Raw genomic sequence first — 23453 nt, 5'->3', positions numbered from 1 at the left:
ACGGGACACGCCATGACACGACCGCTCGATTGCCAGGCTCCCGCGCGGGGCCGACCAGTGCACACAGCGCGAGCAGGCAAGGTGTCATCGTCCCCATCCCCTGAGATGGGTGAATACTGCGGACCGTGCCGGCCTGAACCATACTGGTCAGGCGCCTGATTCGTGACATGGCGAGCTATTCGACTCGTCCGATCGATCGACGTGTCTCGACATGGGTGTCGCTCGCGACGAACGGTCGAGTCCGACAGGCGCCTTCCGTGGATGGTGGTCAGGGGGCACTGGATACCGTGTGGTGGCTGGTGATCGGGGCGTTGCTGCCGGCGGCGCTGGCAGGCGGCTACCGGTGGATCTTCCACATGCCGGGCAGCAGCTACCGGGGCACACCGCCGCCCCTGGATGCGCAGGGCGAGGCGCTGCGCGGGCGGTTGCGCACCCACGTGCGCGCGCTGGCGGAAGGGATCGGCGAGCGTCACGTCTGGCGCCCCGAGGCGCTGCGGGCGGCCGCCGATTCCATCGAGCAGGCCTTTCGCGATGCCGGCCTCGAGCCGCTGCGCCTGCCGGTGCCCAGCGGCGGCCAGGTGTTCCACAATCTCGAGGTGCGCTTGCCGGGTAGCGGGGCAACGGACGAGATCCTGGTGGTCGGCGCCCACTACGACACCGTGCGCGGTACCTCCGGGGCCGACGACAACGCCTCCGGCGTGGCCGTGCTGCTGGAGCTGGCGCGGCTCCTGCGGGGGGCCGAGCTCGCGCGGGACATTCGCCTCGTCGCCTTCGTCAACGAGGAGGCGCCGCACTTCGGCAGCGACACCATGGGCAGCCTGAGCTACGCCCGCGAGGCCCGGGCGCGGGGCGATGCCATCGTCGGCATGCTCTCGCTGGAGATGCTCGGCCACTATAGCGACGCGCCCGGCAGCCAGGCGTATCCGCCGCTGCTTGGCCTCGTCTATCCCGACCGCGGCAACTTCCTGGCCTTCGTCGGCAACCTGCGTTCACGACGCCTGGTGCGTCGGGTGACGGGCGTCTTTCGTCGGCATGCCGAGATGCCCTCGGAAGGGCTGGCCGCGCCGGAGTTGCTGCGCGATATCTTCCGCTCCGACCACTGGGCGTTCTGGGAGATGGGCTGGCCGGCGATGATGCTCACCGACACCGCCAATTTCCGCAATCCCCACTACCACGGCCCGGGCGACACCTGGGACAAGCTCGACTACGCCCGTATGGCGCGGCTGACCCCGGCGCTGGCCGAGACCCTGGCGCAGCTGGCGCGGCGCTGAGCGGGGGAGTCGCTGGCCTGGGCGCCGTTCCTCCTGTTCCTCGAGCGCGGAGAAAACGGAGCCTGTCCCCGATTGCCGAACTCGCCTAGGGTGTAGGGAGAAGCAGGCAACCGGGGGTAGTGGCCGACGGTGCATCGATGAGACGTCTGTTGCTGGTTGGCGCGACACTGATCCTGGTGGGCGTGGTCGCGGTGGCACTGCGTCAACCGGCACCGTCGACCGCGCCGGCCATGGGCCAGGACAGCGCGGAGGCGGATCTCCGCTCCCGCCGCGGGGCGCTGGTGGATCAGGTCGTGTTCACCCGCGAGGACGAGGCGGGCCGGGTCACGGGGCTGATCGAGGCGGGCACCCATCAGGTCTTCACCCAGGGCATCTCCAATCCCGGCATCTTCCACCGGCTGCGCGATTCGCTCGCCACCGGCTACGACCTCTCCTACGGCACCTCCAGCGAACTGACCCTGAACCCGACCGGGCCGGAGCTGGCCGACGGCACCCTCAATCCCTTCCATGTGCCGGCCATTCGCGAGGCGCTCAACCGCCTGGTGGATCGCGAGCATATCGCCCAGGAACTCTATGGCGGCCTGGCCGAGCCGCGTTTCCTGCCGCTCTCCACCGCCTTTCCCGACTATGCACGCCTGGCCGCCGTGGTCCGCGAGCTGGAGCTGCGCTACGCCCATGACCCCGACGCCGCCCGCGAGGTGATCCACCGCGAGATGGCGGCGCTCGGGGCGCAGCTCCGCGAGGGCGTGTGGCACTACGCGAGCGAGCCGGTGCGCCTGATCGCGCTGATCCGCACCGAGGACGAACGCCGCCAGGTCGGCGACTATGTCGCCAACCTGCTGGAGGCGCTGGGCTTCGTCGTCGAGCGCCGCTATCGCACCGCCGAGGAGGCCTCGCGCATCTGGATCGCCACGGACCCCAGGGCCGGGCGCTGGCACCTCTATACCGGCGGCTGGATCAGCATCGAGATCCAGCGCGATCAGGCGGAGGTCTTCAGCTTCTACTACACCCCCCGCGGGCGTGCCGAGCCCCTGTGGCAGGCCTACCAGCCGGCCCCGGAGTTCGACGAGCTCGCCGACCGCCTGCAGCGCCGTGACTACCGGGACTGGGAGGAGCGCCAGGCGATGATGGCGCGGGCGCTGGAGCTGGCCATGCAGGACTCGGCGCGGATCTGGCTGGTCGACCAGCTCAACGCCTCGGCGCGGGCCGCCAACGTCGAGGTGGCCGTCGACCTCGCCGGGGGGCTCGCCGGCTCGGCGCTATGGCCCTACACCCTGCGCTATGCCGACCGGGTGGGCGGCCGCATGGTGTTCGGCACGCCGGGGCTGCTGACCGAGCCGTGGAACCCGGTGGCGGGCAGCAACTGGATCTTCGACCAGATGATCATGCGCGCGACCCAGGACCCGGTGGCGCTGCCCGACCCCTTCACCGGGCTCTACCGTCCCCAGCGCATCGAGCATGCCGCGGTGACCGTGCAGGAAGACGTGACGATCGCGCGCACCCTCGACTGGTTGAGCGTCTCGACGGCGGAGGAGATCGTCGTGCCGGAAGCGGCCTGGATCGACTGGGATGGCGAGGCGGGACGCTTCGTCAGCGTCGGCGAGGCGCACGACGCGCCCGTCACCGCCCGCACCCGGGTCCGGGTGCGCTACGACGAGGAGCTGTTCGAGCAGCGCTGGCACGACGGCTCGCCGCTGTCGCTGGCCGACTTCGTGCTGCCGTGGATCCTGGCCTTCGCACGGGCCGACGAGGCGAGCCGGCTCTTCGACCCGGCCTACCTGCCCACCTTCGAGGTGTTCCAGCGCCACTTCCGCGGCTGGCACATCGTCTCCCGCGACCCGCTGGTCATCGAGGTCTACAGCGACCAGGGCTTTCCCGATGCCGAGACCCTGGTGGCCAACCGTGCGCCCGCGCCGCAGCCGTGGCACACCCTGGCCCTGGGGATCTTCGCCGAGCGCCAGGGGGAGCTGGCGTTCTCCTCCAACAAGGCGGACCGACGGCGGGTGGACTGGATGAGCCTGGTGGCCGGGCCCAGCGTGCCGATCCTGGCGCGCCATCTCGAGCGGGCCCGCGAACGCACGGCGTCGCCCTTCCCCGGCGTGCTCGACGAGCTGCTCGACGAGGACGAGATCGCCGCCCGCTATCGCGCGCTCGCCGACTGGCATGCGAAGCGCGGTCATTTCTGGGTCGGCAACGGCCCCTTCCTGCTCGATTCGGTGCACCCCGTGGCGGGCAGCCTGGTGCTCGAGCGCTTCCGCGACTTCCCCGACCCGGCCGACAAGTGGCTGGGCTTCACCCGTCCCGCGATCCCGGAACTCGAACTCGACGGCCCCCTGGTCATGGAGCTCGGCACGGCAGCCGGGAACGAGGGCGGCGCGGCGACGTTCCGGCTGGCGGTGACCCTCGAGGGCGAGCCCTACCCGCCGGCGGCGATCGACCGGGTGCAGTTCCTGCTCTTCGACGGCCACGGGACGCTGGTCGAGCGCGGCGAGGCCGAGCCGCGCGCCCCCGGGCGTTGGCGGATCGCCCCGTCGCCGGCGACGCTCGCCGCCCTGGGCGTCGGGGCCAACCGCCTGGAGGTCGCCGTGACCAGCCACCGCGTGGCCCTGCCGGCCTTCGCCTCGCACGTCTTCGCCACGGTGCCGCCCGGCGGCACGGAGGCATCGCCATGAGATCCCGGCCGGCAGCGGCCGTCACCGCGCCAGCCACCCGCCGCGGCGGATGGCGCGACCTGCGTCGCCTGCTGCTCTACACGGTCAAGCGGCTGCTGGCGCTCTTCGTCACCGTGCTGGTCGGGGTCTACCTGACCATCGTCATCGCCAACATGGGGGGCCAGGTGGACGAACTGCGCCGCGTGCAGATCCGCAGCGAGGCCGCCGAGGCCGTGCGTGCCGACCCCGCCTTCCAGGACATGCCCGCCGAGGAGCGCAACGCGCTGATCGAGCGGCAGGTGGCGTTCGAGGTGGAGCGGCTGCGCCTCGACGAGCCCTTCCTGGTGCGCAGCGTCGACTACCTGCAGCGGGCGCTGCGCCTCGACCTGGGGCGTGCCGAACAGATGCACAGCGACCGGGGGTCGCGCGACGTCTACGACATCATCGTCGAGCGCCTGCCGGCGACCCTGCTGCTGTTCGGCACCGCCAACCTGCTGGTCTTCTTCGTCTCGGTGTTCGTGGCGCTGTTCCTGTCGCGGCGCTACGGCAGCGCGCTGGACCGCAGCGTGGTCGCCCTGGCGCCGACCTCGGCGGCCCCGGGCTGGTTCTACGGCATCTTCCTGATCCTCCTCTTCGCCTTCGTGGCGCCCCTGCTGCCCTCCGGCGGCATGGTGGCCGTACCGCCGCCGGAAGACGGCTGGGCCTACGGCGCCAGCGTGGTGCGGCACATGCTGCTGCCGGTGGCGGCCATGTTCCTGTCGCAGATCTTCATCTCCATCTATTCCTGGCGCACCTTCTTCCTGATCCACTCCAGCGAGGACTACGTGGAGATGGCCCGCGCCAAGGGCTTGCCGTCGCAGCTCATCGAGCAGCGCTACATCCTGCGCCCGACCCTGTCGCCGATCGTCACCAGTTTCCTGCTGATGCTGATCGGGCTGTGGAGCGGCGCCATCATCCTCGAGCAGGTGTTCAACTGGCCGGGGCTGGGCTCACTGCTCTTCCGGGCCATCGGCTACCGCGACACCCCGGTGATCATCGGCGGCGTGGTGATCTTCGCCTACCTGCTGGCCGCGACGGTGTTCGTCCTCGACCTCCTCTACGCGCTGCTCGACCCGCGCGTGCGCCTGGAGGGGGGACCGCGATGACGGGCGCACGCTGGCGGGAGGGGTGGCGGGAACTGCGCCGCTACCCCTCCGCGTTGCTGGGGCTGACGATCATCGCCGCGCTGGTGGCGCTGGCGCTCTACACGCCGATCGCCATCCCCTACGGCGAGGCGCTGGCCAAGTGGCGCGGCAGCGAGGCGTGGCAGCGCAATCCCGTCAATGCGGCCCCCGTGTGGCTCGACCGCCTCACCGGCGGCGAGGCGCCGCGCACCCTGATCGTCGAAAGCGAATCGGCGCCGGTCGAGGAGCACGCCTTCGAGGGCGGACGCCGCCTGCGTATCCCGCTCACCTTCGACTTCGATGCCGGCGGCTTTCCCAGCGAACTGAACCTCTTCCTGCGCGCCCCGGGCCATGAGCAGCCGCCCTTCGCGCGGCTGAGGTGGCAGACGCCCGACGGACGCGAGCTGGCGCTGGGCGGGTATCGCATCGGCGCGCGGGAGCGCATCTCGCTGTCGCAGGACCGGGCGCTGGAGCGTCGGCTGGGCGGGCTGGTGCCGCACATCGGCCTGCTGGCCGAGCCAGGCATGGCGGAGGCGCCCGACGCCGAGCCCCGGGTGCTGCCCGGGCGCTATACGCTGCTGCTGGACGTGCTGGTCTTCGACGCGGCGGCGGCCTTCGACGCCGAGCTGGTGCTCTACGGCCGGGTGCACGGCATCGCCGGCACCGACCACCAGCGCCGGGATCTCAGCCTGGCGCTGATGTGGGGCACCCCGGTGGCGCTCGCCTTCGGCCTGCTGGCGGCCGTGGGCACCACCGTCACCACCCTGGTGATCGCCGCCGTGGGGGTGTGGTATCGCGGCTGGATCGACGCCACCATCCAGCGGCTCACCGAGGTCAACATGATCCTGCCGATCCTGCCCATCCTGGTGATGGTCGGCACCCTCTACTCGACCAGCATCTGGCTGATGCTCGGCGTGGTGGTGGTGCTGGGCATCTTCAGCGCCGGCATCAAGATGTACCGGGCGATGCTGCTGCCGATCCGCGAGGCGCCCTACATCGAGGCGGCCCAGGCCTACGGGGCGAGCAACCCGCGCATCGTGCTGCGCTACCTGATCCCGCGCATCCTGCCGGTGTTGATCCCCACCTTCGTCACCCTGATCCCCACCTTCGTGTTCCTGGAGGCGTCGCTGGCGGTGCTGGGCCTGGGCGACCCGCTGCTGCCCACCTGGGGCAAGGTGCTCAACGACGCCCAGTCGCAGAGCGCGCTCTACAACGGCTACTACTACTGGGTGGTGTCGCCGGCGGTGCTGCTGATGCTGACCGGGCTGGGCTTCGCCATGCTCGGCTTCGCGCTGGACCGTGTCTTCAACCCGCGGCTAAGGAGCCTGTGATGCGCGACCGGACGCTGCTGCGCGTGGAGGCGCTGGAGCTGCACTACCAGACGCGGCGGGGGGCGGTGCATGCCGTCGACGGCGTGAGCTTCGACCTGTGCCAGGGCGAGGCGCTGGTGGTGCTCGGCGAATCCGGCTGCGGCAAGAGCTCGCTGGCCAAGGCGCTGATGCGCCTGCTGCCGCGCAACGTCCACCACACGGCGGGGCGGGTCACCCTGGACGGCGTCGACATCACGACGCTGCCCGACGAGCGCTTCCGTCGCGAGGTGCAGTGGTCGCGCATGGCGCTGGTCATGCAGGCCTCGATGAACGCCCTCAATCCCGTGGTGCGGGTCGGCGAGCAGGTCGCCGAGCCGTTGCGGGTGCTGCGCGGCTGGCCCCGGGGGAAGGCCCTGGCCAGGGCCGCGGAGGTGTTCGAGCTGGTGGGGGTGTCCACGGACTTCCTGGCCCGCTACCCCTTCGAGCTCTCCGGCGGCATGCGCCAGCGCGCCGTGCTGGCCATGGCGCTGGTCGCCGAGCCGGCGCTGGTGATCCTCGACGAGCCCACCTCGGCGCTCGACGTGCTCACCCAGGCGAGCATCATGAACGCCCTGAAGCGGGTCAAGCGCGAGCTGGGCACGAGCTTCATGCTGATCACCCACGACGTGGCCACCTCCAGCGAGCTGGGGGACCGCGTGGCGCTGATGTATGCCGGCCAGTTCGTCGAGGTGGCCGACGCCGCGCGCTTCTTCACCGCCCCGGCGCACCCCTATTCGCAGATGCTGATGGCCAGCGTGCCGCGCCTGCGCCAGCGGGCCCGCCCGGAGGCGATCCCCGGCGAGCCGCCGAGCCTGGTCGCCCCGCCCGGCGGCTGTCGCTACGCCGAACGCTGCCCGTATCGCTTCGCGCGCTGTGCCAAGGACCCGCCCGCCTTCCCGCTCGGCGAACGCCACCTGGCGCGCTGCTGGCTGCACGCCGACGACGCTCCGGCCGGAGGTGGCGCATGACCTCGCCCGCCGACCATCAGGCCGAGGATGACCAGGCGCCGCTGATCGCCGCCCGCGACCTGCACACCTGGTTCGAGCTGCGCCGGTGGGGCTTCATGCGCGTGGGCGCGGTGCGGGCGGTAGACGGGGTCGAGTTTGCCCTGGCGGCTGGCGAGGCGGTGGCCTTCGTCGGCGAGAGCGGCTGCGGCAAGAGCTCGCTGGCGCGGACCCTGCTCGGGCTGCACCGTCCCACCCGCGGCGAGGTGCGCTTCGCCGGCCGCTCGCTCGGCGACCTCGAGGGGCGCGCGCTCAAGGCCTACCGGGCCGAGGTGGGCTACGTGCAGCAGGATCCCTACGGGGCGCTGCCGCCCTTCCTGGACGTGCGGCGTATCCTCGCCGAGCCGCTGATCGTGCACGGGGTGCGCGACCGCGCCGAGCGTGAGCGGCGCATCCGCGCGGCCCTGGAGGAAGTGCGCCTGTCGCCGGCCGAGGCCTACCTCGGCCAGTTCCCGCACATGCTCAGCGGCGGCCAGCAGCAGCGGGTGGTGATCGCCCGGGCACTGATCCTCGCCCCGCGGCTGCTGATCGCCGACGAGCCGGTCTCGATGCTCGACGCCTCGGTGCGGGTGGAGATCCTCGAGCTCCTGCGGCGCATCCAGCGCGAGCGAGGGCTGACGCTGGCCTTCATCACCCACGACCTCTCCACGGTGCGCCACTACGCCGAGCGCATCTTCGTGATGTACGCCGGGCGCGTGGTGGAGAGCGCCCCGGTGGACGACCTGCTCGATCACCCCCAGCACCCCTACACCCAGGCGCTGCTCGCCGCCATCGCCGACCCCGACGCCGCCAACGCCACCCGGCTGCGCGAGGTGCCGGCCGGCGAGCCGCCGAGCCTGCTGCATCCGCCGGCGGCCTGCCGCTTCCACCCGCGCTGCCCGCACTTCATGGCCGGGCTGTGCGACGTCGAGGATCCCCCCGACTTCACGCCGCGCCGCGACCACCGCTCGGCCTGCTGGCTGCATCGCTGAGCGCTGGCGCCGGCGCCGGCGCGGCGGGCAATAGACCCGGTCAGGTGTCGGCCCCGGCAGCGCCAACGAAAGCCCCCGAGCCGGCTGACCGACTCGGGGGCGATGTCGCGGGGCCAATGTGCCAGCGACGCATGCGTTCGCGACCAGGGGCGCGCGCCGCGGGCCGCTTCTTGTCGCTCTCGATCAGGCGCCGGGGCTTCTCGAGGCCCTCCAGCGGCATGTGGATCCGGGCCAGGCCGTGGAAACGCACGCTGCCGTTCACCGAGCCGACCGCGGTACGACCGCGGGCTGGATGGCATCGTGGCCATGCAGGCACATGCCAATGGAGGAATTCTAGATACCATTTCTGAAAAGTTGGCACGCAGACAGCGATCTATGCAGGCCAGGCGTTCCATGGCCTTGAAACTGCTGGCCATCTTGTCGAAGCCGAAGCTGGAGGCGTGTTAGAGGCGTTGAAAGTGCCGTCATCTCGCCACTGCCGGAAGCGGTCGTAGACCATCTTCCATGGACCGTAACGCACAGGAAGGTCACGCCACTTGGCGCCCGAACACAGAATCCAGACGTTGCCGTTCAACACCTGGTGATCGTCGCGGCGAGGCCGCCCCGTGGTCTGTGGCGACGACACGATATCTTCGATAAGGGGCCACCCGTTGACGGAGGTCCCGTAAGGTCCTGCCATGGGTCACCTATGCTGCTAAGGTACTGGTGGGACTAACAATTCCGAGTTCTCAGACAAAACCTACGCCACCTTCTATACTGGGTACTGGCCGGAAGGCTCGCTGATTGCGGCCGGCTATCAGGCAAGGATTGACAGCAAACCAACCAGTGACCGTTTTCGGCAGAATGGTCCGAAAGACCAGAGCTGGAAGTGCCTGGGTCTGCCAGAACACGCAATTGCGTGATTGAACGGTGATGTTGATTCGAGGTGTTGTCATGAAAATGTTAAGAAATGCTTCGCTGGTCGCGCTGATAAGCGTTTCGCTTCTGCCCGTCTCCTATGCCATGGCCCAATCCTCTATGGGAGGACAGCGCACGATGGGCCCACAAGAAGGGGACCAGGAGTTTACTCTCTCCGGTACTGGTAGCAGCAACAAGGATTTCGATAACAGCAGCTTTGGTGTTTCCGTCGACTACGGCTGGTACCTGTCCGGCCGCACATTGGCAGGTGTTCGTCAGAGCGTCAACTTCGCCGACGTGGAGGGTGAGGGAATATCTGACGACTTTTGGAACGGCAGCACGCGTGGTTTTGCCGATTACCACTTCGGCCAGCGTGCGACTCGGCCCTTCGTGGGCGCTTCGCTCGGCGTTATCTATGGTGACGGCGTCAAGGACACCGGCATCGCCGGCCTGGAAACCGGCCTCAAGTACTATCTGCTGCCCACTACCTTCATTCAGGCAAGGGCCGAGTACCAGTTCCTGTTCGAGGACAGTGACAGTGCTGAAGATAACTTCGATGATGGTGTCTGGGCCTATACCTTCGGCATGGGCGTTAACTTCTGAGAGGCAAGGCTGACTCCGTGTTGAACAAGCAGTCCCGTCGTCGGGGCTGCTTGTTTTTTTATTTGCTTTCAAAAGCCGATGCCTCGCCCTTTAATGCCCCCTGGTTTCTGCACACCCCACGCGGCTAACGCTGAAGCTCAGCCGAAGCAAAACCGTCGGTGAAGCTCTTGGTTAGGATTCCCCTAATGCTACATAACTTGCCTGAGATCAGAGGGCTCCTTCCGTCGTTTTCCTGTCCCACCGGACGAGCTTATCCTCTGGCCAGCTCGTCGCGAATTCTTTGACCTTAGGCACATCATCGAGAGACGCCACAAGCATGTCCCAGCGCTCTTTCGTTAAGTCCCAGGCAGTAGAGGGCAAAAAGAAAACCTTTCGACCAAACGACGGCAATACAAATTCTGACACCCAGTAGGAAGGCACGATAAATACTCGCGGCTGTCGTTCTGTTTCGTCCCGTAGGTCAACCAATGCGTACCAAAAGTCTGGGCTGTGCTTACCAATTACTCCGGCTCCAACATCCCACTCGCACCCTTCCCTGCCGTACCGCTTGCGGCGATAAGCATTCCGCGAAGTCTTTACCTGTATGGAGATACTTCGTGACCCATCGGCCTTAGCCGCAACAACATCAACTACCGGTGCGTTGCCCAAAGTGAGACTCGCATGAATATTTCGACGTGCAAGCGCGTAGGACACGTAGTACTGGCCAGTTGCGCCCACAAACTGACTTCTTCCCTTTGCCAAACTACCTCCTATGCTATTTCGCAGCTTCGGTTTGATTCCTAACGCTGAGCTCAGCTGCGCGAGGCACGAGCGTCGGCTGTAGCGTCTTGTTGGGCAGTAGCGATACTCCACGTACCGTCATGAAACACCTGCCCAAGGGACTGCTTCGGCGCCAAAACTCCAGATTGGGTCGCGACGAACATCTGACAGATACGCATTACTTTATCCTCACCTGCTAATCGCACGCGCCTATGCTCAAGGTGAGCTTCGGCTTTGTATGCGTTTCGATTGAAACCTGAGGTTGATAGGAAAAGCCCCGCATCATGGTTCTCTTTCGCGACTACTTCGACAAACTTCAGAAGCTCAGTGCTACCAACTCGCTTTCCGGATACCCAGTGTTTCACTTCGACGACATACCGCCGTCTCGTGCCCTGTTCCATACAATGGAGCACCAAATCTTTACCACCGTCTTTTGATGACGGCGTGAGTTCTACATCGAAACCCAAACCGTCAAAGGCCTTGGCAAGAACACGTTCAAGGTCGCGCCATTCGATTTCTCGAAGCGTTAATCGGTTCTCAGCGATCAGTGCAATCAGATCCCGTGCCAGCTGCTCAACCAGCATGACTACAGAGGCACTTGGAGCATCGTCTTCTAATGGGAGCACGAACGGCATGTCGACAAGGTCGGCTGCACTTACACGTAAATCACCTCGAAGGAGGGATACACGTTGGGAAAGCTCCTCGAAAAACTCGTGGGACGTTAGATAATCTAATACTCGTGCAGGTGAGGGGCCTGAAGAAGTCGGTCGAAGAACCCTGACCGTGTGGTGAGGGTAAACGCCCTCTAAATCTGGTCCGATTAGGCGCGCTTTCGGGCGCTTCGTAACGACCGGCACAAGAATGTCACCCTGACGCAGCGCCAAGCTTGTTGATGGTTTCTCTCGAACGTCCGCAACTCGTAACTCGTCTCGAACGATCACTTCCTTTCTCAGGTCTGCACCTGTGATGACCGGGATGGATAGTCCATCCTCTCCCCCCTGAATGGGCTGGACACGGCTGTGAAGAACTTCGCAGATGTCACCAAGACGTACTACGCTGCGGGTATCTTTCCTGTCCGAGATTGTAGGTGTACTCATTCGAAATACTCTGTCGCCCCAACGCTTTGCTCACCGGTAAACTGCGAGCAGAGCGAGTAGTTTATCCGTATGCAGCAACTTGTTATGACTCAATGCTATTTACAATAGCTAGGGCATCAGACCAGCTGGTATTTGCTTCTATATGCCGTTTTATCAATGTACGGTTAGATGCTATAACTGTTGGCCAACGCTTTCTCCAAGCCTTGTAGGCATGCCAAGAATATCCAATGTAGTATTCTTTTTTCATTGTAGTCATTGACCGAAGAGTTGCTTCCAAAAACTGCTCTTCCATTGAGGTCCCTTGGATCTCCATTATTGATGCAAGGTATACCAACCAACCTGCAAGATGCTCGTATTGTTCCCAAGCGTTGTGCTCTAAAGTTAGCTCTCTCTTTGATTCAATAACCTCACCTAGCATTTCGACAACTCTTGCGTCATTGAGACTCAATCCTTCGGCCGATAGCGAGGAAATAATTCTGTAGAATGAGTCATCCAACTTTAAAAAGGCCTCTTTAAAGTGAAAGCCATCATGAACAACTTTTCTTATACTCCTCAGTGAACGATCAGTGATTCTAGCGACCTTCGGAATCTTATTATTTAACCTTCGAAAAAACCTTTCTGTATTAAGTCCATCAAGAACCCGAATGCCATAGCAATGAGAATAGTAGTCTTTAATGTGTTGATCTACAGCAGATCTAGACACTAAAAAAATATTAGAACCAATTACATGGCTCTTTGAAAAACCTTTGTAATCACTAATTATTGACTTTAAGTTAGTGTCACCAAGTGAGTAACCCAAAATTACTACGGTATTTTCATGTAGTATCGTACTCAACTTTCTTGAGAAATAAGAACCGCTGTTTATAAACCTAAAATAATCTTCAGATGTGACCACCATATTCTCTGGCGAATCGACCGAACCATGCACATGGTAAACCTTTACATTAGCAGAAGATCTGGGTATAGGTCTTCCAGGAGTAATCGATTGACAACTATTCTCACCGGTTAACTTTTCAGATAACTTGTCATAATTAGTAGTAACAACCCTAAAAGATCTATTAGAGAAAAATTCTTCGATTTCTTCTACTTCATCATCAAGATCTATTTCCTCTATCAATTCAGCGATCTCTTCATGGATATTTTTACCAACAGCAGAAAGCTTAATTGAGATGACCTGAGCAGCCTCTTCTAAACTAAGTTGCGCTACTTTATCTTCAGGAAATAGTGACTCCTTCATTTCATCAGGGTTTGGCAATAGGTCACATAGTTCTTCCAATAACCCTTGCCAACTTGGAGCTTCATTATCGGAAACAGCTTTAGAAAATCCAGTACCAGTAAATAGGCACAATCTATTTGTTGCTGCTGCATATGCGATTTCGAAAAACTCGCTCAACATTTCCTCCTTGAGTCATAACGCCTTGCTCACCGGAAAATTAGGAGCGCAGCAAGTAATTTTTCCGAGCGCAGCAACTTGTTATATTCGCTTTTTCATTGAAGATTTTTGATTGGATTTTATCTTTTTGTTTAGTTCTTTGCCTGCCTCTATCATCTCAGGGGTTAACTCTTGCTGCATTAACTGAAAGTGCCTAGCTTTGATAATTGCCAATGACATTGCTCTAGAAATAACAAAGTCATCAGATTTATCTAATATCTTGGCCTTGGTTTCTTCAAGATTTTTATCTGTTACGTCTCGTTGGATTAACCATAAAAAAAGATCAGCGACTTGCAATCCGTATGATTTTTTTGACGTTTCTAATTTGAACTCTCCCAGGTCGTATTCGACTTCTTTAAACTGAGGGATACCACCAAATTTATCCTCTTCAAAATCAACGCCGAAAAACATTCGGTGATACTCTCTCATCGTGCCTTTAAATTCGTCACTTTGATCATGAACAAGCTCTGAAACGGATACACCATACTCTTTACAAAAACGATGCGTGGCGGTTAGCAAGCTAGAGAAGGCAATTATATTGGGAGTCTGCTTTTTATATGCACTTTTCCCTTTAGCTGATATGAGGGTGAAAATATCTGGGTTGGCTATTGCGTAGCTTAAGCCGGCTGTAACAACTTCACACGCTCTCTTATCAAAGATATATGGAGCCTTTTCCAACAGAGCCCTACATATTTCAATAAGGCCTTGCAAATCGTCTTTTAAGTAGAAACTCCAAAATTCTACGTCTAGTCCATCTTCCATCATGTCATCAATTAATATACATAATGTATGTCTGAATAGCTCGGTTGTATACCAAAAGGGATGCACTGCTGGGTTATCCCAACAATCGAATACAGTATCAACAAATTTGGTAGGTGCTATATACTTTTTTTGAAGCATTGTGTAATGAAATTTCCATTGAGTTCCATCCAAGGCTTCCAATAGCTCTAAACAAAGGCTATTTACCCTATTTTCTCCAAGTTCATATCCATGCAATCTTTCCAGTCCATTCTCAACGCAATACCTTTGTATGATAGGAGAAACTTTGGACTCGATTTCTCCAACAGATATTACAGCGCCTTGGTAGTAGAAGGGTGATTTCTCGCTAAATATCTCTTTCCCAGAGTGACCTGACTCATCAGCATATATAAAAGCACCTTCTTTCTTTTTACTCATAAATACCCGTTTTGATCAATTTGAACCGAGGATATAACGCTGCGTTCACCGGTTTATCCGGTGTAACGCTTTGTTATGCTTTCCTCTCAAATTCAATCACATTCTGTTTGCTGACCTCATTCCCTCGCCGCTGCTCTTCTAAAAAAGGGGCTCCTTTGACGCGATCATATAGTTTTAGAAGGCGGCTTTTCGCTCTTGATATCACCACCTGATAATCCAAAGGTTGAATGGTGCATCTATCATTATTCTCTTTTCTAGCATCACGTTCGAAAGGGTCAATTTCACTGCCTAATACAAAGCACGTTACTTTAGTGTCTCGGCTAATCAACCCTTTTCTAAGCAACTCGCTGACATACCTCCAGCACTGGCCTTTTTCATCAGTGCTAATCGGTATTCCCGGTTTTTTGAGCTCTACTACGACAAGTCTATCAATCCCAACTTCAGCCCCGTCATCGTCATATCGGTGGTATGAATAGCTGCCAACTGTGCTATCAGGCAATATTGCGAAATCGGGTCTATTCCTACTTCCTTTAATATCAGACCTAAAGAGTCCTTGGATTACCTTAGTCATCCCTTCATTTGAAGTAAACTCGATAGTTTCGTATTCTGGACCAAATATCCATAACCCCTGATAAAAAAGCGGTTGAAGATCTTGGACTTCCCGCGTATTCACATCTAACACCCTTTCCCTTAACTCATCTAAAAGCTTCAGCCTCATTTGAAGTTCATCCAGCACTTCCTTTGCAAGATCTAAGCTCCAGTCAGACAAGATATCATGGAGATTATCAATTTGGTCGGAATTAAGCTCATGCAGTTTATTAATAAGTGAATACTTTGTGTCCGACTGCTCCATTTTTATTAGGACGCCGGAAAGCTTGAGAAGATCCTTCTCACTTAAGCCAGTGCATTCAGTCTGTATCTCTTCAACAAATTCTTCCCAACGCTCCAATCGGAGAGGTGTTAGTTTATCTAAATCTCCTTCATGAGCCTTCTTGACATTTGAAAGCATTCGCTCTCGCTTTTGCTTCGTTTGTCCAAGTATATGGGATCTTACAAATTCGAATACTTTATCTCTCGCCAATTCAAATTCAGGCGTCATATTGAAACCAGTCCAATCCTTCTTAACTGAATCGGTATTGGCCAGAAAATCAACACTAACTATGAAAGTATGACGCTTAGCCTCAGACGATCTACCATCGATGATTTGATCAAAGCCGTAGCTTTTCCAATCAGCTTCCCCAACCAACCGACCATTAACATGCCACGCGATACCATGTTGTTTAGTTGTTTTATCTGCGTCGTTGGTATCAATTATCACAATTTCAATCACATCGCCTGAGTCCAACTCAATGCTATGTTGTGCAATGTTCTCATCTGGAATATGAGAAAAATTGACGGTTGTGCCGTTTACAACACAAGTAAATGACGGATCTGTTAGGAAGCGCATGCCAATTTCAGACCGCACTGTTTCTTCGTCAATCCGAGTCGATGAACTTTGCCGGACAAATATTCTTGTGCCTTTCTCTCTAATGTATGTAGCTGGAGAATGTTTTACTAATGAGAACGGCGATTCGCCACTTCCTGGCCTTATCTCGTATTCAATATGGTCTCCATCTTTGTTGGAGGCAACATGATATGAATCACCAAAGCAAAATCCGGCAAACCTACCAACACCATTTCGACCAAACACTGTTCTTTTTCTGCTATTAACGACAACAGTACTGCCTTGGTTGTCGATTCTATCGTAAGCTAGCGTGCGCCATCTCGAGCTGAATTCTTTCTCGGTTAATCCATAGCCGTCGTCTTCGATAGAGAAGAATTGCTCATTCTCTTGAGTTGGCCAAGTAATACTTACTTCACTTGCACCTGCGTCCCAAGCATTTGCAACTAATTCAACTATCGCAATCTTCGGATCATGCAAGATCGCTTTTCCAACGAGCTTTTCTAGAAAATTGGGCCCGAAAAGACATGGTTGTTCCATTTAGAGAACCTCTTTGGTAGCGACTGCATAACGCCAGCCAGCATGCGCGGCTACGGAATGGAGGCGAAGCCGCAATGTAGTAGACGTCGCCGTGCCTGGCCTTGTTATGTTCCGGCCATGATTTGTTTAATTCTCTCGCCGCTTATCGTTTTTGACTCTTCGAGTTCGGCAACCGCAATGGCGATTTCTTTCTTGTAACGACGGATGATTGGAACGACTGCTTCGTAAGCACAACTCATGAATTCACGATCTTGAGCTTCGGTTAGCTCAGACTCTGGATCTAACGAGTGATACATCGTTCGATCGATGGTAGCGTTTCGAAACAAAATTTGAGTCATAGGCTTTTCATCTTGCGGGCCCAAGTCGCCATCTCGGTACAACACCAATTCGGCAGCGAATCCACCACAAGCAACCCGCTGTCTTATACATTGATTAGTCGTGCATCTTGCTCGAGCTTGACCGACTTCGTGGTCTTCTAGAAATTCCACACATTCCACATCACCGCCTAGCTCAATGCATGTAAAGGCGTGACCCAATTCGTGCCAGCATTGATAATCTAAATCGTTTACTTCCATGCGAAACACCTAGGAACATAACAGTGATTAGGTGGAACGCTCTGATATTGGATGAACGTGCCGGCACGTTCAACAATGTTATCTAGCGCGCTTTTCTTCACCTAACCAATTGATATTTAACAATATTAAGAATATCTCGGCAGTCTATGCAGGATTCGCGCACTTGCGCGTTTTGCCGGCGCCAATAATACTGTACGCATATCCATGCATCGAGAGGACAACCGTATGGATACGCAGAGTAAGCCGCCGAAGCTGATGGATCGAGTGAAGGCTACCATGCGGGTGAAGCGCTACAGCCCCAGAACCGAGAAGACCTACTGCTACTGGATACGCTTCTTCATCCGATTCCACGGAGTGCGGTATCCCGCCAGCATGGGTGCCCCCGAGATAAAGGCCTTCCTGGAATATCTGGCAGTGGAGCGCCATGTGGCGGCGGCCACACAGAACCAGGCCCTGAACGCCCTCGTCTTCCTGTATCGCCACATCCTTGAGCAGCCCCTGGGCGATATCGGCGAATTCTCGCGCGCCAGGCGCCCTCGCCGGCTGCCGGTGGTGCTATCCCATGAGGAAGCGACGCGCGTGCTGAGCCATCTATCGGGCCCCATGTGTTTGATGGGCATGCTAATGTACGGCTCGGGGCTGCGGCTCCTTGAAACATGCCAATTGCGTGTACGGGATATCGATCTCGAACGCCAAGATATTACGGTGAGAGCCGGCAAGGGCGATAAGGACCGCACTACCTTGCTCCCGGCCACTTGTCTCCCATGCTTACGGCAGCAGATTTCCTCGGCCCAGCGCCAACTGGACTGTCGGCTCGCTCATGGCCGCGTGCCGGTGACGCTACCCCATGCGCTGGATCGCAAGTACCCCAATGCGGGAGTCTCCCTGGCCTGGCAGTGGCTCTTCCCTGCCTCCCGCCCCTGCTGCGACATGGATGGCAAGGTGGTACTTCACCATGTACACCCATCGGCGGTACAAAAAGCCGTCAAACACGCCATGCGAGCCGCCTCTCTACCGCGCCCCGGTTCTTGTCACACCCTGCGACACAGCTTCGCCACCCAGTTGCTGAGCCGAGGCACGGATATCCGCACGGTTCAGGAGCTGTTGGGGCACAAGAGCGTGGAAACCACGCAGATCTACACCCATGTGCTGGGAAATGGGTTCGCCGGGGTGAAAAGCCCGCTGGGTTAGCCACGCTATCGTCATGCGCGGGCACGCTACCGCCTGACCCACCGGCATGATGCGACGGCGCTCCGGCCATCTCCTGCGGTAGTCCCTGCGCGATCCCTTGGTGGCCATCTGTCGCGGCCTTATCAGGCCAGACTAATCAAGGACAGGCGCCAGCGCAAAAGTCGCCTGCCAATTGTGCCAAAAGGGGCGTGCGAGGCACGGAAGTGTGTCATTCATCCTCGACTTTCCGAGGATCCTTGCTGGCTCGGCCAGGCGTAGGAAACGGGTGGGCGTGTGGTGATCGGGTATCCGGTATCCGGCGTATAGTGCTGTGTCGCTGGATCGCCATTGGCGATAAGGCGCCCTTCCGCCACGAGTTGCTCACCTACGAAACCCCGTTCGGTGACATCGTCCCTCGAGTCGAGGTCAGGGCGTGGACGCGAGGTCGCGGTGCATGATGGTCACCGCCTCGCCGCGGTAGTGGCGATCCTCGAGGTCCTTCCAGCCGAGCCGCCGGTAGAGCGCCTGCCGATCCGGGGTATAGAGGTAGAAACGGCCATGGCCATGCGCCAGGGCCTCTTCCTCCACGCGGCGCACCAGCCGCGAGGCGATGCCCCTCCCCCGCCACTCGGGCAGCACATAGACCGAGGCCAGCCAGGGCGTCAGCTCGCGGCGGTCGCTCATGTCGTCGGCCACCAGGCTGGCCATGCCCACCGGGCGCTCGCCGGCCATGGCGGCGAACACCGAGGGCACCCCGGCCGGCCCGCAGTCGGCGCGAAACGACGCGATGCCCGCCGCCAGGTCGCGGCCCGGATGCAGGTGCCCCCACTCGGCATGGGCCCAGCCGGCCAGGGTGGCGACATGGGGAGAGTCGTCGTCGATGCGGGCGAGATGTAGGCCTGCGTCCATGGCGGGGAACTCCTGTCAGCGATGCGTGGCGATGCCGGCCCCGGTGCGCGAGGCCGACTCGGCGAGGCATCCAGTTTCCCGGTTCTCGCCGCCGCTCGCCAGTCCCCCGGGACCCTCTCCCCAGGGACCGTCTCCCCAAGACATGGGTACTCGGCTAGACTCGGGGCTTCGGTCATCAGGGAAGATCGCCATGTCCGCCGCCCTCGAACAGCGCGCCCTCAAGGTCTCCATCGCCATGACGCTGGTCGTCGCCGGCCTCGGCGTGGTCTTCGGCCTGCTCGCCGGCTCCCGCTCGATCCTCTTCGATGGGGTCTTCTCCAGCCTGGATGCGGCGATGTCCGGGCTCGCCCTGGTGGTCTCGCGGCTGGCGGTGCGCGAGGCCAGCCGGCGCTTCCAGCACGGCTACTGGCACCTGGAGCCGCTGGTGGCGGCGCTCAACGGTTCCATCCTGCTGCTGCTGTGCTTCTATGCCTTCCTCAATGCGGTGCAGGGCCTGATCGACGGCGGCCAGGACCTGGCCTTCGACGTGGCCATCGGCTATGCCGGGGTGGTCACCCTGGTGTGCACGGCGATGACGCTCCATCAGCGGCGGCTCAACCGCGAGGCGGACTCGGAGTTCGTGCGCATCGACATGCACGGCTGGCTGATGGCGGCGCTGATCACCGGCGCCCTGCTCATCGCCTTCGCCATTGCCCTGGGCCTGCAGCGCACAAGTTATGCCCACCTCACCCCCTACGTGGATTCGCTGCTGCTGGCGGTGCTCACCCTGGGGTTCCTGCCGGTGCCCGTCGGCATCGTGCGCCGGGCCATGCGGGAGGTGTTCCTGATCGCGCCGAGCGCCGTCGACCGCGAGGTGCAGGCCGCCATGGCCCCGGTGATGCGCCGCGAGGGGCTGCTCGACTATAACAGCCACGTCGCCAAGGCCGGCCGTGGCCACTTCATCGAGATCCATATCGTCACCCGGGGGGATTTCGCCGCCGGGCGCGGCATGGCCGAACTCGACGAGATCCGCGAGGCGATCGCCGCGGGGCTGAGCATCCCGCCGGAGCGGCGATGGTTCACCGTGTCGTTCACCGCCGATCCGCGCTGGACCTGAGCCGGCCCTCACGGCGCCTGGAACATCGGCGGCACCGGGCGTGTCGCAGGGAGTGACGGCCAACCGACAAGGAGGACGTCGAGATGCCGAAGTTCCACAACGATTCGACCCTGCCCAACCCCACCTTTCCCGGCAGCCACGTGGTACTCGACGAGGACTACGTGCATCTCTCGGGCCTCACCGCGGCGGATATCCAGGGCGGCGAGGCCGTGCTCGGCGATGTCGCCGAGGAGACCCGCTGGGTGATGCGCCGCCTCGTGCATATCCTCGAGCAGGTGGATTGCCGGGCGGAGGATGTGGTGCGCGTCGACGTGCACCTCACCGACCTGGACCAGGTGGAGGAGGTGGACGCGGCCTACGCGGAATTCTTCGCGGCGCCGCACTACCCGGCCCGCACTTGCACCGAGGCGCCGCGGCTGCTCGGCGGCGCCAACGTGGAGATCACCCTGGTGGCACGGCGCCCATCCCGGCCCGAGGCCGAGGACGGCGACTGAGCCAGCGCCGAGCCCACCGGCCAGCTCCTTGCCTACTGCAGGCGCAGCCGCAGGCTGCGAAAGCGCCGCCGATACTGGCTCGGCGTCAGGCCCACCCGGCGGCCGAACAGCCGCCGGAAGAAGCTCGGGTCGGCATAGCCGACCTCCTCGGCCACCGCGTCGATGGGCGCGTCGCCGCTCTCCAGGCACTGCTTGGCCTCCTCGAGGCGCAGGGTGTGCACGTAGTCCATCGGCGTCATGCCGGTGGCCGCCTTGAAGCGCCGCTTGAAGGAGCGCTCGGTCAGGCCGCTGACCGCCACCATGCCCGCCACCGGCGAGGGCGTGTCGTAGTGCTCGGCCACCCACACCTGGCAGCGGGCGATGCAGGCATCCTCCACCTGGCGCGAGCTGGTCAGGGTGGCATAGGGCTGCTGGCCCTCGCGGTGCCAGTCGATCAGGTTGAGCCGCGCCAGGTGCATGGCCTCGTCCACGCCCACCAGCCGCGCCACCAGGAACAGCGCCAGGTCCTGCCAGGTGGTGCCGCCGCCGGCCATGATCAGCCGCTGCCCCTCGCCGCTGACCACCAGGGTGCGATGGGCATGCACCCGCACCCGCGGGAAGCGCTCTGCCAGCACGTCGCAGTAGGCCCAGTGGGTGGTGGCGTCCTGGTCGTCGAGCAGCCCCGCTTCGGCGAACAGCAGGGCCCCGGTGCAGGCCGCCGCCATCAGCGCCCCGCCCTCCCCGCAGGCGCGCAGCCAGGCCATCTCGGGCACGTAGCTCGCCAGGCTGGCACCGGGGGCGATCATCAGGTCGGGCACGCACACCGCCAGCGGCATGGGGCAGTCCGCCAGGGACACATCCGGGGCGATCCAGGCGCCATTGGCGGTGCGAAAGCCCTGGCCGTCCCGGGAGACGATCAGCGGATCGAGCAGCGGTTCGCCCGGCCGCCCATGCATCAACAGCTCCCAGTCGCGGCCCGCCGAGCCGAAGATGTCGTACATGCCGAAGAGGGTCGAGGCGGTCACGTCGGGACCGGCCAGCAGCGCGATGGTCGCCTTGCCTCGTGTCTCGGGCTCACCCATGGCAGAAACCCCTCGTTTGCGGCGCGATGCGCCTGAGTGTCGGCGGGTCCCCGGTCGTATCGTGAACCTGGCCCCAACGCCAACACGACAACGACAGGAGGAGCCCGCTCATGTGCGATATCGACATCCCGACACGCCCGACGACCCAGACGACCCACGCCGACGACTTCGAGTCACGGCTGGTCCAGGCCCTCAACCACGGCGGCCTGCTGCTGCTGACCTCGATCGGCTACCGCACCGGGCTGCTGGAGGCGCTGGCCGGCCAGCCACCGCTCACCAGCCAGGCCCTGGCCGAGCGCACCGGCCTCCAGGAGCGCTATGTGCGCGAGTGGCTCGGCGGCATGGTGGCGGCCGAGGTGGTCGAGACCGACCCGGCCGAGGCCACCTATTGGCTGCCGGACGAGCGCGCCGCACTGCTCACCGACCGGGGCGAGGCGAACCTGGCCGTCTATGCCCAGTTTATGCCCTTGCTGGGCAACGTGGAGGACGAGGTGGTGCGCTGCTTCCATGAGGGCGGCGGCGTGCCCTACTCCCGCTATCCGCGCTTCCAGGAGGTGATGGCCAGCGACAGCGGCCAGACGGTGCTGCCGGCGCTGTTCGACCACATCCTGCCGCTCGCCCCGGGGCTCACCGAGCGCCTGGCGGCCGGCATCCGGGTGCTGGACTGCGCCTGCGGCCGCGGCCGAGCCCTGCTGGCCATGGCCGAGCGCTTCCCGGCCAGTCGCTTCACGGGTTACGACCTCTCCGAGGAGGCCATCGACTGGGCGCGCGACCAGGCCGAGCGGGCCGGGCTGACCAACCTCACCTTCGAGGTGCGCGATCTCAGCGACTTCGACGCCACCGCCGAGCCCGGCGCCTTCGAGCTGGTCACCACCTTCGACGGCATCCACGACCAGGCCCAGCCGCGCCGGCTGCTCGCGGGGATCCACCGCAGCCTGACCGCCGACGGCGTCTACCTGGTGCAGGACATCCACGCCTCGAGCCACCATCACCTGGACCGCGAGCACCCGCTGGGCGCGATGCTCTATGCCGTGTCGCTCAGCCACTGCATGACGGTCTCGCTGGCCCAGGGCGGCGAGGGGCTGGGCACCATGTGGGGCCGGGAGCGCGCCCTGGCCTACCTGGAGGACGCCGGCTTCCGCGATATCCGCGTCCACCAGCTGGAGCACGATATCCAGAACGACTACTTCGTCTGCCGGCCCTGATCCCGGAGCATGACACCAGACCTTCCGGTCCGGAGACGCCTGGGGCGTCTCCGGGCCGGTTTCGATGCGCCGTGTAAGGACACAGGCTCAGCCGCCATCCGCCGCACGCTCCAGGTCGGCGATGATCAGCTTGGTCATCCCCATCATCGCCTCCATGGCCCGCCGGGCCCGCTCGGGATCGGGGTCGCGGAGCAGCTCGTGCATGCGGGTGGGCACCACCTGCCAGCGGAGCCCCCAGCGGTCCTGGAGCCAGCCGCACTGGATCTCGCGGCCGCCCTCGGCCAGGGCCGCCCAGTAGCGATCCACCTCGGCCTGGTCCGCGCAGTCGATGTGCAGCGATACCGCCTCGGTGAAGGGCACGCCGGGGCCACCGTTCAGGCCGACGTAACGCGACCCGGCGAGGGTGAACTCCACGAGGAGCACCGCGCCGACCGGCACGCTCGGCGTGTCGGTCGGCGCGTGCACCACCCGCTCGATGCGCGAGTCGGGGAACAGCGAGACGTAGAAGCGGGCCGCTTCTTCCGCCTGGCCATCGAACCACAGGAAGGGCGTGATCTTCTGCATGGGACATCTCCTCCCGGCAGGGGTG

The 23453-nt window shown here is 61.6% G+C and carries 20 protein-coding genes and 1 pseudogene; 11 read left to right on the top strand and 10 right to left on the bottom strand.

Features of this window, described 5'->3' with window-relative positions; all coding sequences use genetic code 11:
• Nucleotides 1-257: 257 nt before the first annotated feature.
• The 6 genes from OCT48_RS07085 (at nt 258) to OCT48_RS07060 (ending at nt 8409) form a co-directional block, all read left to right on the top strand.
• Complete coding sequence (locus OCT48_RS07085) at nt 258-1271, top strand: M28 family peptidase (protein ID WP_263591998.1); 1014 nt, start codon at nt 258-260, stop codon at nt 1269-1271.
• Between the two features lie 137 nt (nt 1272-1408).
• Nucleotides 1409-3943, top strand: coding sequence for an ABC transporter substrate-binding protein (locus tag OCT48_RS07080; protein ID WP_263591997.1), 2535 nt, complete (start codon nt 1409-1411; stop codon nt 3941-3943).
• Nucleotides 3940-5067 (top strand): ABC transporter permease, encoded by a 1128-nt coding sequence (locus OCT48_RS07075; protein WP_263591996.1) that lies wholly within the window; start codon nt 3940-3942, stop codon nt 5065-5067. Before OCT48_RS07080 ends, OCT48_RS07075 begins: the two co-directional genes overlap by 4 nt.
• Complete coding sequence (locus OCT48_RS07070; protein ID WP_263591995.1) at nt 5064-6416, top strand: ABC transporter permease; 1353 nt, start codon at nt 5064-5066, stop codon at nt 6414-6416. Before OCT48_RS07075 ends, OCT48_RS07070 begins: the two co-directional genes overlap by 4 nt.
• Nucleotides 6416-7402 carry an ABC transporter ATP-binding protein gene (locus OCT48_RS07065; RefSeq protein ID WP_263591994.1) on the top strand — a complete coding sequence of 329 codons (987 nt, stop codon included), beginning with the start codon at nt 6416-6418 and terminating at the stop codon, nt 7400-7402. Before OCT48_RS07070 ends, OCT48_RS07065 begins: the two co-directional genes overlap by 1 nt.
• The gene (locus OCT48_RS07060) at nt 7399-8409 is read left to right on the top strand and encodes an ABC transporter ATP-binding protein (protein ID WP_263591993.1); all 1011 of its coding nucleotides are present in this window, start codon (nt 7399-7401) and stop codon (nt 8407-8409) included. Before OCT48_RS07065 ends, OCT48_RS07060 begins: the two co-directional genes overlap by 4 nt.
• Before the next feature lie 411 nt (nt 8410-8820).
• Here the strand turns inward: OCT48_RS07060 and OCT48_RS07055 are convergent.
• Nucleotides 8821-9088: pseudogene (locus OCT48_RS07055) on the bottom strand (transposase); the annotation flags it as partial.
• A gap of 254 nt (nt 9089-9342) precedes the next feature.
• Here OCT48_RS07055 and OCT48_RS07050 point away from each other — a divergent pair.
• Complete coding sequence (locus tag OCT48_RS07050; protein ID WP_263591992.1) at nt 9343-9909, top strand: hypothetical protein; 567 nt, start codon at nt 9343-9345, stop codon at nt 9907-9909.
• Between the two features lie 791 nt (nt 9910-10700).
• On the opposite strand, the gene OCT48_RS07045 is transcribed toward OCT48_RS07050, so the two are convergent.
• From OCT48_RS07045 to OCT48_RS07025, 5 genes are all read right to left on the bottom strand, one after another.
• Complete coding sequence (locus tag OCT48_RS07045) at nt 10701-11765, bottom strand: restriction endonuclease (protein ID WP_263591991.1); 1065 nt, start codon at nt 11763-11765, stop codon at nt 10701-10703.
• A gap of 82 nt (nt 11766-11847) precedes the next feature.
• Nucleotides 11848-13158, bottom strand: coding sequence for an SIR2 family protein (locus OCT48_RS07040; protein WP_263591990.1), 1311 nt, complete (start codon nt 13156-13158; stop codon nt 11848-11850).
• Between the two features lie 81 nt (nt 13159-13239).
• Complete coding sequence (locus OCT48_RS07035; protein ID WP_263591989.1) at nt 13240-14373, bottom strand: DUF3800 domain-containing protein; 1134 nt, start codon at nt 14371-14373, stop codon at nt 13240-13242.
• A 73-nt stretch (nt 14374-14446) separates the two neighbouring features.
• Nucleotides 14447-16354: an ATP-binding protein gene (locus tag OCT48_RS07030; RefSeq protein WP_263591988.1), complete on the bottom strand. Its 1908-nt coding sequence runs from the start codon at nt 16352-16354 to the stop codon at nt 14447-14449.
• Nucleotides 16355-16458: 104 nt separating this feature from the next.
• Nucleotides 16459-16929 carry a hypothetical protein gene (locus OCT48_RS07025; protein ID WP_263591987.1) on the bottom strand — a complete coding sequence of 157 codons (471 nt, stop codon included), beginning with the start codon at nt 16927-16929 and terminating at the stop codon, nt 16459-16461.
• A gap of 225 nt (nt 16930-17154) precedes the next feature.
• Between OCT48_RS07025 and OCT48_RS07020 the strand changes: the two genes are divergently transcribed.
• Nucleotides 17155-18120 (top strand): integron integrase, encoded by a 966-nt coding sequence (locus OCT48_RS07020; protein ID WP_318152584.1) that lies wholly within the window; start codon nt 17155-17157, stop codon nt 18118-18120.
• 405 nt (nt 18121-18525) lie between these two features.
• Here OCT48_RS07020 and OCT48_RS07015 read toward each other — a convergent pair whose 3' ends face one another.
• Both OCT48_RS07015 and OCT48_RS07010 read right to left on the bottom strand, forming a co-directional pair.
• Nucleotides 18526-19008 carry a GNAT family N-acetyltransferase gene (locus tag OCT48_RS07015; protein ID WP_263591986.1) on the bottom strand — a complete coding sequence of 161 codons (483 nt, stop codon included), beginning with the start codon at nt 19006-19008 and terminating at the stop codon, nt 18526-18528.
• A gap of 15 nt (nt 19009-19023) precedes the next feature.
• Nucleotides 19024-19152: a hypothetical protein gene (locus OCT48_RS07010; protein WP_263591985.1), complete on the bottom strand. Its 129-nt coding sequence runs from the start codon at nt 19150-19152 to the stop codon at nt 19024-19026.
• Between the two features lie 46 nt (nt 19153-19198).
• Here OCT48_RS07010 and OCT48_RS07005 point away from each other — a divergent pair, with 46 nt between their 5' ends.
• Together OCT48_RS07005 and OCT48_RS07000 are read left to right on the top strand one after the other, a co-directional pair.
• Entirely contained in the window at nt 19199-20104 is a 906-nt protein-coding gene (locus tag OCT48_RS07005) for a cation diffusion facilitator family transporter (protein ID WP_263591984.1), read from the top strand.
• Nucleotides 20105-20187: 83 nt separating this feature from the next.
• Nucleotides 20188-20598 carry a RidA family protein gene (locus OCT48_RS07000; protein ID WP_263591983.1) on the top strand — a complete coding sequence of 137 codons (411 nt, stop codon included), beginning with the start codon at nt 20188-20190 and terminating at the stop codon, nt 20596-20598.
• Between the two features lie 32 nt (nt 20599-20630).
• Here OCT48_RS07000 and OCT48_RS06995 read toward each other — a convergent pair whose 3' ends face one another.
• Nucleotides 20631-21659, bottom strand: coding sequence for a GlxA family transcriptional regulator (locus OCT48_RS06995; protein ID WP_263591982.1), 1029 nt, complete (start codon nt 21657-21659; stop codon nt 20631-20633).
• A 110-nt stretch (nt 21660-21769) separates the two neighbouring features.
• Here OCT48_RS06995 and OCT48_RS06990 point away from each other — a divergent pair, with 110 nt between their 5' ends.
• The gene (locus tag OCT48_RS06990; RefSeq protein ID WP_263591981.1) at nt 21770-22864 is read left to right on the top strand and encodes a methyltransferase domain-containing protein; all 1095 of its coding nucleotides are present in this window, start codon (nt 21770-21772) and stop codon (nt 22862-22864) included.
• 87 nt (nt 22865-22951) lie between these two features.
• Here OCT48_RS06990 and OCT48_RS06985 read toward each other — a convergent pair whose 3' ends face one another.
• Nucleotides 22952-23428 carry a VOC family protein gene (locus OCT48_RS06985; RefSeq protein ID WP_263591980.1) on the bottom strand — a complete coding sequence of 159 codons (477 nt, stop codon included), beginning with the start codon at nt 23426-23428 and terminating at the stop codon, nt 22952-22954.
• Nucleotides 23429-23453 lie beyond the last annotated feature (25 nt).

Source organism: Halomonas sp. M4R1S46 (assembly GCF_025725685.1).
GTDB lineage: Bacteria > Pseudomonadota > Gammaproteobacteria > Pseudomonadales > Halomonadaceae > Halomonas.
This window is presented reverse-complemented; position numbering and strand designations above follow the sequence as displayed.

Coding starts and splice junctions, on each gene's coding strand:
- OCT48_RS07080 (WP_263591997.1), top strand. CDS start 1,409: ATGAGACGTCTGTTGCTGGTTGGCGCGACACTGATCCTGGTGGGCGTG.
- OCT48_RS07075 (WP_263591996.1), top strand. CDS start 3,940: ATGAGATCCCGGCCGGCAGCGGCCGTCACCGCGCCAGCCACCCGCCGC.
- OCT48_RS07070 (WP_263591995.1), top strand. CDS start 5,064: ATGACGGGCGCACGCTGGCGGGAGGGGTGGCGGGAACTGCGCCGCTAC.
- OCT48_RS07065 (WP_263591994.1), top strand. CDS start 6,416: ATGCGCGACCGGACGCTGCTGCGCGTGGAGGCGCTGGAGCTGCACTAC.
- OCT48_RS07060 (WP_263591993.1), top strand. CDS start 7,399: ATGACCTCGCCCGCCGACCATCAGGCCGAGGATGACCAGGCGCCGCTG.
- OCT48_RS07050 (WP_263591992.1), top strand. CDS start 9,343: ATGAAAATGTTAAGAAATGCTTCGCTGGTCGCGCTGATAAGCGTTTCG.
- OCT48_RS07045 (WP_263591991.1), bottom strand. CDS start 11,765: ATGAGTACACCTACAATCTCGGACAGGAAAGATACCCGCAGCGTAGTA.
- OCT48_RS07035 (WP_263591989.1), bottom strand. CDS start 14,373: ATGAGTAAAAAGAAAGAAGGTGCTTTTATATATGCTGATGAGTCAGGT.
- OCT48_RS07030 (WP_263591988.1), bottom strand. CDS start 16,354: ATGGAACAACCATGTCTTTTCGGGCCCAATTTTCTAGAAAAGCTCGTT.
- OCT48_RS07025 (WP_263591987.1), bottom strand. CDS start 16,929: ATGGAAGTAAACGATTTAGATTATCAATGCTGGCACGAATTGGGTCAC.
- OCT48_RS07020 (WP_318152584.1), top strand. CDS start 17,155: ATGGATACGCAGAGTAAGCCGCCGAAGCTGATGGATCGAGTGAAGGCT.
- OCT48_RS07015 (WP_263591986.1), bottom strand. CDS start 19,008: ATGGACGCAGGCCTACATCTCGCCCGCATCGACGACGACTCTCCCCAT.
- OCT48_RS07010 (WP_263591985.1), bottom strand. CDS start 19,152: ATGTCTTGGGGAGACGGTCCCTGGGGAGAGGGTCCCGGGGGACTGGCG.
- OCT48_RS07005 (WP_263591984.1), top strand. CDS start 19,199: ATGTCCGCCGCCCTCGAACAGCGCGCCCTCAAGGTCTCCATCGCCATG.
- OCT48_RS07000 (WP_263591983.1), top strand. CDS start 20,188: ATGCCGAAGTTCCACAACGATTCGACCCTGCCCAACCCCACCTTTCCC.
- OCT48_RS06995 (WP_263591982.1), bottom strand. CDS start 21,659: ATGGGTGAGCCCGAGACACGAGGCAAGGCGACCATCGCGCTGCTGGCC.
- OCT48_RS06990 (WP_263591981.1), top strand. CDS start 21,770: ATGTGCGATATCGACATCCCGACACGCCCGACGACCCAGACGACCCAC.
- OCT48_RS06985 (WP_263591980.1), bottom strand. CDS start 23,428: ATGCAGAAGATCACGCCCTTCCTGTGGTTCGATGGCCAGGCGGAAGAA.